This is a genomic window from Synechococcus sp. H55.9 (assembly GCF_047462355.1).
GTDB lineage: Bacteria > Cyanobacteriota > Cyanobacteriia > Thermostichales > Thermostichaceae > Thermostichus.
Genome location: NZ_JANSJB010000001.1, coordinates 31,822 through 40,318, shown reverse-complemented (window position 1 = coordinate 40,318; position 8,497 = coordinate 31,822). Strand labels below are relative to the sequence as shown.

General features: G+C 60.2%; 9 protein-coding genes. 6 read left to right on the top strand and 3 right to left on the bottom strand.

What is annotated here, in order from left to right:
- Nucleotides 1–95 precede the first annotated feature (95 nt).
- The gene (locus NW857_RS00215) at nt 96–476 is read right to left on the bottom strand and encodes a hypothetical protein (RefSeq protein ID WP_414334008.1); all 381 of its coding nucleotides are present in this window, start codon (nt 474–476) and stop codon (nt 96–98) included.
- Nucleotides 477–786: 310 nt separating this feature from the next.
- On the opposite strand from NW857_RS00215, the gene NW857_RS00210 reads away from it, so the two are divergent.
- Nucleotides 787–1,233 (top strand): Fur family transcriptional regulator, encoded by a 447-nt coding sequence (locus NW857_RS00210; protein ID WP_414334007.1) that lies wholly within the window; start codon nt 787–789, stop codon nt 1,231–1,233.
- A gap of 183 nt (nt 1,234–1,416) precedes the next feature.
- A complete protein-coding gene (locus NW857_RS00205; protein ID WP_414334005.1) occupies nt 1,417–3,798 on the top strand; it encodes a M48 family metalloprotease in 2,382 nt (793 codons plus the stop codon).
- Nucleotides 3,799–3,822: 24 nt separating this feature from the next.
- Here the strand turns inward: NW857_RS00205 and NW857_RS00200 are convergent, their stop codons facing one another.
- Nucleotides 3,823–4,275 carry a phosphomannose isomerase type II C-terminal cupin domain gene (locus NW857_RS00200; protein ID WP_414337358.1) on the bottom strand — a complete coding sequence of 151 codons (453 nt, stop codon included), beginning with the start codon at nt 4,273–4,275 and terminating at the stop codon, nt 3,823–3,825.
- 365 nt (nt 4,276–4,640) lie between these two features.
- On the opposite strand from NW857_RS00200, the gene NW857_RS00195 reads away from it, so the two are divergent.
- The gene (locus tag NW857_RS00195) at nt 4,641–4,973 is read left to right on the top strand and encodes a hypothetical protein (protein ID WP_414349148.1); all 333 of its coding nucleotides are present in this window, start codon (nt 4,641–4,643) and stop codon (nt 4,971–4,973) included.
- On the opposite strand, the gene NW857_RS00190 is transcribed toward NW857_RS00195, so the two are convergent.
- A complete protein-coding gene (locus NW857_RS00190) occupies nt 4,945–6,282 on the bottom strand; it encodes a protein kinase domain-containing protein (RefSeq protein WP_414349149.1) in 1,338 nt (445 codons plus the stop codon). The genes NW857_RS00195 and NW857_RS00190 overlap by 29 nt on opposite strands.
- Nucleotides 6,283–6,446: 164 nt before the next feature.
- On the opposite strand from NW857_RS00190, the gene NW857_RS00185 reads away from it, so the two are divergent.
- The 3 genes from NW857_RS00185 (at nt 6,447) to NW857_RS00175 (ending at nt 8,414) form a co-directional block, all read left to right on the top strand.
- Nucleotides 6,447–6,605, top strand: coding sequence for a hypothetical protein (locus NW857_RS00185; protein WP_414333997.1), 159 nt, complete (start codon nt 6,447–6,449; stop codon nt 6,603–6,605).
- A gap of 82 nt (nt 6,606–6,687) precedes the next feature.
- On the top strand, nt 6,688–7,929 hold the full coding sequence (locus tag NW857_RS00180) for a hypothetical protein (protein ID WP_414367657.1): 1,242 nt from the start codon (nt 6,688–6,690) through the stop codon (nt 7,927–7,929).
- A gap of 5 nt (nt 7,930–7,934) precedes the next feature.
- Entirely contained in the window at nt 7,935–8,414 is a 480-nt protein-coding gene (locus NW857_RS00175; protein WP_414333993.1) for an NUDIX domain-containing protein, read from the top strand.
- The last annotated feature ends 83 nt before the right edge of the window (nt 8,415–8,497 follow it).

The following is an 8,497-nucleotide window of genomic DNA, read 5'->3' as shown; positions in this document are numbered from 1 at the left end:
GCCAGACCCGCCGCTGTCGTTCGCAATAGTATTGCAGAGCACCTTTCACCCAAAATGCCCTCTAAAAACGCCGACCCACCGCAGGAGCGGATCCCTCAGCTCGGCAACTCCCAGCCGCTTTCTTCTAGCGGCTCCACATCGATGGTGCCGGGGGGCGTTTGTCGATAAAAATGTCCATCGGCAACAAACAGCGGCTCGCCACAACTGGGGCAAAAGAAGCGGCTGCCCTCGATGGCCTGCGATTCTGACCCACACACCGGGCAGCGATCCGTGGCGATCCAGCGGCGCGCCCACCAGCGAAAGGCCAGCAGCACCAACACCGGCAGAGAGAGCAAGAACACCAACAGAGCCACCAACCCGGCGACCAGCCACCCCAGCCCGACACGGGTCAGCAAAACTGCCAAGGCCAGGGATCCCAGCCAGAAGCCCCAGCCGGTTAGAGAAATGGAATAGGTTTTGGGCTGCTCAAACCGCATCTTTGTTTTCCCTTCCCGTATTGACTACGCTGACCAACGCTGCCGGGATGCCGCGGGCCTTTTCCCGAGTATGTTAGCCCAGACTCACCCGCACACCAGAAAAATCCATCCCCTAGCCATGCTCTGTAGGCTAGCTCATCCCGAATGAATAGGGCATCCGGTTTCCCGCACCCACTTTCTCGCCCTCTGCCGGCAGGTTTCCTGGTGTTGACAACCAAGGTCGTTAGCATCGCTGCAAATGCAGTTATTATCAATTACAGAACTTATTGACTGTTACGGCGACGTTGCCCAACAGCGGAGGGGCGGCATCATGGTCTACACGGAAGAAGCTTTCAAAGCAGAGCTGAATGCCAAAGGCTGGCGAGCCACTCGGCAGCGGGAAATCATCCTCCAGACCTTTCAAAACTTGCCTGAGGGGACTCACCTGAGCGCGGAGGATCTGCACAAAAAGCTGCGGGAAGAAGGCCACAACATCAGCCTTTCTACCATTTATCGTACCGTCAAGCTGATGGCTCGCATGGGCATTTTGCGCGAGCTGGAACTGACCGAAGGCCACAAGCATTACGAGATCAACCAGCCGGCCCCCCACCACCACCACCATTTGGTGTGCGTCAAGACCAACAAGGTGATCGAGTTCAAAAACAGCGCCATCCTCAACATCACCCAGAAAGTGGCCGAAAAGTACGGCTTTAAGGTGCTGGATTGCCAGCTCACCATCATCGGCATCAGCCCGGAGGGGCAGCGCTCGATTTTGTAGCCAAGCAATTCCCGAAGCTCAGGCTGGCTCTGGGCGCTCTCCCGGCAGCGGGGCTGTACTGAGTTTGTAGGGAGATGGGGATCCCCTTGGCAGGGAACATGCCAGAATAGCCGCTGTAAAGTCGCAAGCCATTGGCAGTTGCAGCAATAGCTGAGCTTACCCTACCCAATCCGGGAGATGGCTATGAACGAGCAGGAAGTGGCGCAGTGGCTAGAGCAAGCTTTGGCAAACCTGCGTCTGAGGATCCAGGTGAAGGCCCAGCCCCTCCAAGACAATGCCGAGGACTACGCCTTGGTGGTCATGATCAACCACCCTGCTCACGTTGCTCTCAACCATGAGAGGCTGACGGCCTGGTTCCAGAAGGCAATTCCCAGCCGCTATCCTCAAGTCAAGCGCTTGGCCCTCTACAGCCGCCCCATCGGCCAACAGCAGGCCAACTGGAAAACTCAGGTGAGGCTGGCTCCGGAAGCGGCGACGGGCAGGGGGGATCCCGCCGACAGTCCAGATCTCAGCCGCTACTGCTTTGTCCAAGACCGCCAGTTGCTCACTGCCGACCTGCCTCAACCTTCGAGCGTGGTGCGCCAGGCGGTCTTGGGTTTTCATAGCCTCACCGCTGGGCAAAAAGAGGAGGTTTTGCCCCTACTGCCCACCTTGTTCCGCAACCCCGGCGCCGTCTCGACGGTGACGTTGTCGGTGGAAGCATCCCTGTGGCTGGAACCTCTCAAAAGCCTCAATCCCCATGAGCTGCGCCTGTTGAGCGTTTGGCTGAGCCGCTATTGCTTCAATCCCAGCCGCACCTTAGCAGAGTTGGATCCCGCCACCTCAGGTCTTAAAACCGGACAAACAAGGCGCAGCTACCGCGCCCCCCAGGTGGGGGTTTCGCTGATTCTGGCCAGCTTTGCCGGCAACCTGACAATGTCCGCCGGCGTAACCCTGAGCTTATTGTTTGGCATGGTGTTTGTGCTGGCCCTGGCCGTTTTCGGCACCTTGGAAGGGGGGTTCTCTTTTGGCTCTCTCCTTTTTGCTGTTTTGCTCACCCTGGCCTTCAACGCCCTGATTTTCTTTTTGTCCCCCTGGCTGATGGACTGGATCCAGCACAGCCTCTACGGCACCCAGTGGGTGAGCCTGGCAGAAATCGGGCGTCGCAGCCCCGAAAGCGCGGAGGTGATCGAACGGGTCTGCCGCCAGTACAAGCTGAAGCAGCCGAAGCTGGGTCTGATCCGCGACCAAAACCCCACTGCCTTTACCTATGGCAGCCTGCCGGATACGGCCCGCATCGTCGTCAGCGAGGGCCTGTTCACCTACTTGGAAGATGAGGAGGTGGCTACAGTTTATGCCCACGAGCTGGGGCATGTGATCCACTGGGATTTCGCGGTCATGACCCTGGCTTCCACGTTGGTGCAGATCCTCTACCTCCTCTACGTCTACCTGCGCGACACGCGCCGGGATCGCAGAGGGGGCAAAAACATAGGTTCCTTGGCGCTGGTCGCCTACTTTTTCTACGTGGCTGGCTCCTACTTGGTGCTGTATCTGTCGCGGGTGCGGGAGTACTTTGCCGATCACTTTGCCGCCGAAACCACCGGCAACCCCAACGCCCTCTCGCGGGCGCTGGTGAAAATAGCCTTTGGCATTGTGCAAGAAGGGGAGCGGGAACAGGATGAGGAAGCCCGACAGCGCAGTGCTCGCCTGCTGGAAGGGACGCGGGCCTTGGGGATCTACGATGCCAAGGCGGCGGTGATGGCGGGGACAGCTTACCGGGTGGCTGCGGATCCCAGCCAGGTGGGCAGGGTGTTTTTGTGGGATCTGTTTAACCCTTGGGCCTGGTGGATGGAGCTGAACTCCACCCATCCCCTCACCGGCAAGCGGGTGCGGGCGCTGGGCACCTATGCCGAACAACTGGATCTGCCGGTGGAGTTCGACATGGCCAGCGTGGTGGCCCAGGGCAAGCAGCTCAACCGCCAGCAGCTCTACGGCAATTTTCTTCTGGACGTGGTTTTGTTAAACGCCGAGTGGCTGGGGGCGATCTTGGGGATGGTGCTCGGGATCCCGGCTCTACGGGCAGGGTCTTACGGCATGTTTGCCGGCCTGGCCGTGGCGGGAGCCAGCTTGGGCCTACTGCTGAAGATGACGGTGATGTACCCCAGCTTGGAAAACCCGCCGGCGTTGACGGTGTTGAAGGCGATGAGCAACCCCTACGCCAGCCCCTTGCGCGGCTTGCCGATGCAGTTGCAGGGGCGGGTGATTGGGCGAGGGGATCCAGGCTATCGCTTTGGCGCCGATCTCAAGTTCCAGGATGAGACGGGGATGATTTTCTTGCGCTATGTTTCTCGGTTTGGGCCGCTGGGCAACTTCCTGTTTGGGGAGAGCCGGGCAGGCAGGCTGATCGGCCAAGAAGGAGCGGTGGTGGGATGGTTCCGGCGGGGGGTAGTTCCCTACCTAGATCTGTCCCGCTTCCAGAGCAGCTATGGCGAAGTGGTGACCAGCCATCCTCCTTTTGGGCAGGCGGTGCAGGTGGCGCTGGGCTTGATTGCTGCCTTGCTGCTGATGGTCTTTTTCCCGTTCTAGGCTATCTGGCCAAGGATGCCAAGCTCAGGCTTTTGCCGGTTGCCCACCGTTGGCGCGGGCGTAGTCGTCGCTGAAGCGGACGATGTCGTCTTCGCCCAGGTACTGGCCGTTTTGCACCTCGATGATCACCAGGGGGATGACGCCGGGATTTTCCAGGCGGTGCTTGGTGCAGGGGGGCACGTAGGTGGACTGGTTGGTGGTGATCAGCCGCTCTTCATCGCCGCAGGTAACTTTGGCGGTGCCGGCAACGACGATCCAGTGTTCGCTGCGGTGGTAGTGCATCTGTAAGCTGAGGCGATGCTTGGGCAGCACCACAATCCGCTTGATTTTGTAGCCGGGGCCCTCTTCCAGCACCGTGAAACTGCCCCAGGGACGAGTTTCAGTATTGCTCTCGATCAGCCTGTTGAGGGTTTCGGCAGAAAGGAAAGGCGAGGGCTTTTCCAGGGAGGCCGGGTTGGCATTGGGGGTTTCCAGCATGGGATGCTCTCCTTAGGGCTTACCTTCAGCTTATCTCACGTAGTTTGGGGATAGGGTGTAAACTCCCGCCTGCCGGAGAGCAGGCGGCTGTGGGCGCTGCCACTGGGCCGCGTCTAAAAGGGTAGATTGGAAACCCAGAAGCCCCAAATTGACAATTTGTCGTCCACCCCCAACTCCTTCCCCCGCCCCCAAAGCCGGGAGAGGGATGCGATTTTTTGAATTGCGGAGGAAAACTTGCTATGTTCGGTCGAGCCTTGAAAAGCGGGAACCGAAGGTCACACCGATGGCCTTGGGTTTGCGGGCTGCTGCTGTTGTGTTGGCTGGGGCTATGCGGGCCGGCGTGGGCTGTGAGTTTGGGGGATCCCTTGCCGGAGTGGGCTAAGTCTATGCAGGTAGGGCGGCAGCGGCTACGCGGCGTGGAGCACTACCAGGGCCAAGAGCAGATCCGGGCCTACGGCAACCAGGCGGGGCGGGTGTTTTGGATTCAAATCGAAAGCAGTGCCGACCTGCCGCCGGATCCCCGGCAGTACCTGGGAGAGTACCAGGCGTTTCCAGCCGAGGTCATCCAGGTGGTGCCGCTGCGGGCGCGGCGGTTGCGCTTCCAGCAGGGAAATCGCAGCGCCGAATGGCAAGTTGTGGGCATGAGCGGCCACTTTGAAGCCGAGGCATTTAGCCACGATCTCGCCCGGCAGCCGTGATTTCCATCTCTTCCGGTTCTACAAGCACCGGCTGCCGCGAGGGTCGGGCGCATTCGGCCAGCAGTTGCCTGTATAGGGGCCGGATCTCATCCAAGAGGGCTTGGGCGGTGGGGTAACGGGCATCTGCATCGGGGGTAACCATGCGCTCCAAAATGGCCAGCAGGCGCGGATCCCCGAAGCCGAAGGGAATGGCTTCGGCCAGGGGTTCGCCGATCCGCGGCAACGTCCCCATAGACATTTCTACGGCCACCCGACCAAGGGCGAAAATATCGCTGTTGAAGCGGGGGCAGCCAGACAACTGTTCAGGAGGAGCATAGTCGCCGGTGCCGATGAAGACGCCAGAGAAGGGATCTTGGCCAGGCGGGCCATCAATGTGCTGGATGGCACCGAAATCGATCACGGTGAAATGGGTGCGTTTGTCTCGTCGGGTTTGGATGATATTCGAGGGTTTGATATCGCCGTGGATGACGCCATGCTGGTGGACAAAGACGAGGATCTTGAGGAGTTCACAAAGGAAGTGGGCGGTCTGGGCCGGCGACCAGATCACCCCCCGGTTGGCATGCTGCCGCAGCGAGGATCCCCGGACAAAATCTTGCACCGTGTAGAACTGCCCGTCTTCTTCAAAGTGGGCCAACAGCTTGGGAATGTAGGGATGATGGCCCAGCTTCTCGAGGATTTGCGCTTCCCGCTCAAAGGCTGCCCTGGCAATTTCCGCTATCTTCTCGTGCTCTTCTGTTCGGTCTTTGTCTTCTTTATCGTCCATGCGTCGCAGGCGCTTGACCACGCAGAGCGGGTTGCCAGGACGATGGGTATCGCGGGCCAGGTAGGTTTGGCTGAAGCCGCCGATGCCGATCAAGCGTTCCATTTGGTAGCGCCCCTTGCCAACCTGGTTGGGTTGCTTGGCAGTGCCAGCTCGCCGGGCTGCGCCCAGAGCAATTTGAGAGCGAATGCGGGCCAGCACCACCTCAGGAAGGAAAGGTTTGGTGAGGTAGTCATCTGCCCCTAGGTCAAAGGCGGCCACCATGGCCGCTGCATCGTTGTAGCTGGAGAGGATCAGCACCGGCAACTCCAAGCGGGAACGAGCCGAGCGGATCCTCTGCAACAGCTCCAGCCCATTCAGCCCCGGCAGCACCAACTCCATCAGCACCAGATCTGGCGATTGATGAATGATGGCTTCCAAAGCCTTGATGTTGTTTTGCGCTGCAAAGACGCTGTATCCAGCTTGCTCAAGGCTGCGTTTCAACTGCTGGCTAACCGCGGGATCCCTGTCCACCAGCAGAATTTTGCCAAGCTGTTTTGCAGAGGTCATCACAAGCGCCCGCGCAGCTCTGAGCTGAGTATATCCAATAACGGCGGGGATACGGGAATGCTGCGATTGCCAGGCCGTAGGGGATCCCCAACTGCCGTCCTTGCTAGGATTGGGGGGTGGTTGGTGTTGTGGCTATGGAGATAAATGAGGTCTGGAAGACCTTTTTGAGCAATCCTGTTCCTTTTTGTGGTGGCTTCCTGAGCGGCCTGCTGCGTTTGGATGTCAGGCAAGATCCGCTGCGCAGTTGGCTGGAGTCGCAGGGCTTGAGGGTGGAGGATTCGCCCGCCCCCACCCAAGGTCCCCAGTCTATTTCCATCGAATAGAGGTACCAGGGATCCCTTGCGGAGGGTTTTCTCTGGGGTCTGGGAGGCGTCCCCGTTTGGTAGGGTGAGCTGAGGTAAGCCAATGTCCCCTGGACAGTCCGAACTCAGGAGATGGCGACGGCCGGGATCCCTTCGAGGCTGCGGCTACCTCGGCGGGATTGTCTTCCTGCTAACGGGGCTGGTTGCCCTACAGGCAGCAGATCCGGCCTTGGCCCAGTCGGATCGCGCTGCTCCCCCAAGCTCCGAGCTGGATCCCCAAGCTTGGCTGCAGCGCTTCAACACTGCTCTAAAGCAATTGCCGCCGCTGCCCAACTTGCAGTACCGCCAGCAGGTGCGGGTGGAGGGATCCCAAACCTTCACAGCCACCCTGGATGTGCTCCGCCGCCGTGACGGCAGTTGGCAGGCGTGGGTAGCTGAAGGGGATCGCATTCGCCTGTTGGATTCGCGGCAACTGGAGGTGGTGAACCAATCGGACCTGCTCAAGCTGTATTCGGTGTACGTGAGCCGGCCCGAAGCGCTCCTGCCCTCGGTGAGTTTTGAGCTAGAGGCTGATCCCAGCCGCTACCGCGTCGTCTCCTCAGAACGAGCAGATCTGGCGGGATCCCCTGTCCAGCACTTGCGCCTGGAGCCCCTGCAGGAGGGCCAGTTGCGGGAGCTGTGGCTGGAGCCGGAGTCAGGGCTGCCGCGGCAGGTGCTCTTGTTTTTGTCAGGGGTGTGGGGGCAGGCTTATGTCCTCATGGGGTTTACGGCAGTGCCTGCTCCCCAGGGAGGCGCCCGTTACTGGCTGCCGGAGAGCAGCCGCATCAATGTGGGCTATGGGTTTTGGACGCTGGAGGGCCTGACCCGCCGCGTGTTCAGGGGATCCCTTGCCATCCGGCACGACTACCAGGACTATCGCCTTCTGCCAGAGGGGGTGCAGTTGCGCTTTTTGCCCTCACAGCCGCCGCTGGATGCACCGCCGGTGGTGGCCGGTCTGCCGGAGAGCAGTCCCCAACTGGAGCTGGGAGAGGTGCGGCCCTTAGGAGTGGACGAGCGGGGGAACCAGCAATTTAGCATTGGCCTGGGCAGACGCACCGCCGCAGAGACCCCCTTGGAAGACCGCATCGCCGCCTTTAACCTCACTCGACCGGCCAGCCGCAATGCCCTCACCCAGATCGATACCTTGGCCTTCTTGCCTTTAGGGAGCAGCCAGTTGCCGATCTATCTCTTTCAATTCGACACCGGTCGCCCTCTCTCGCCCCTGCAAGGGGTGGAGCGCCCGCGGGTGGATCCCAACGGGGTTTTTGATCCCAAGCCACCTGCCATCAAACTCTTTGGAGACTAGCTCCCATGCTGACCGATGCTGCCTACGGCGTGATCCCGGTGCTGCCCCTCCCGCCCGCCCAGGGATCCCACCTCTACCTGCTCATCCAGCACCAGAAAGGGCATTGGGCCTTCCCCAAAGGGCACAAAGATGAGGGCGAAAGCGACCTGGCCGCAGCCCAGCGGGAGTTGCGCGAGGAAACCGGCCTGACCGACTACCAGCTTCTGACCCTGCCCGGCCAGCCCGACCCCCTGACGCTGCAGGAGGCCTACACCTTTACAGATCCAGAGGGGAACGCGGTGGCCAAGACCGTTACCTACTACGTGGCCCTGCTGCCGCCCCAGTTTCCTCCCCCTCAGCTGCAGGTACAGCCGGAGGAGGTGGCCGCCTACCGCTGGTGCTCCTACCCCGAAGCCTTGGAGCAGATCAGCTTTGAAGAAAGTCGGCAACTGCTGCGCCGCTGCCAAGCCTATCTGGAGCCGCTTTGGAAATTGGAGAGCATCTAAGTTCCGTATGTTTACGGAAGAGATTTATTCGGATTACTTCTATATTGTCTTGCGTCTTGCAGGCTTTCCGTGGACAGTTTCCG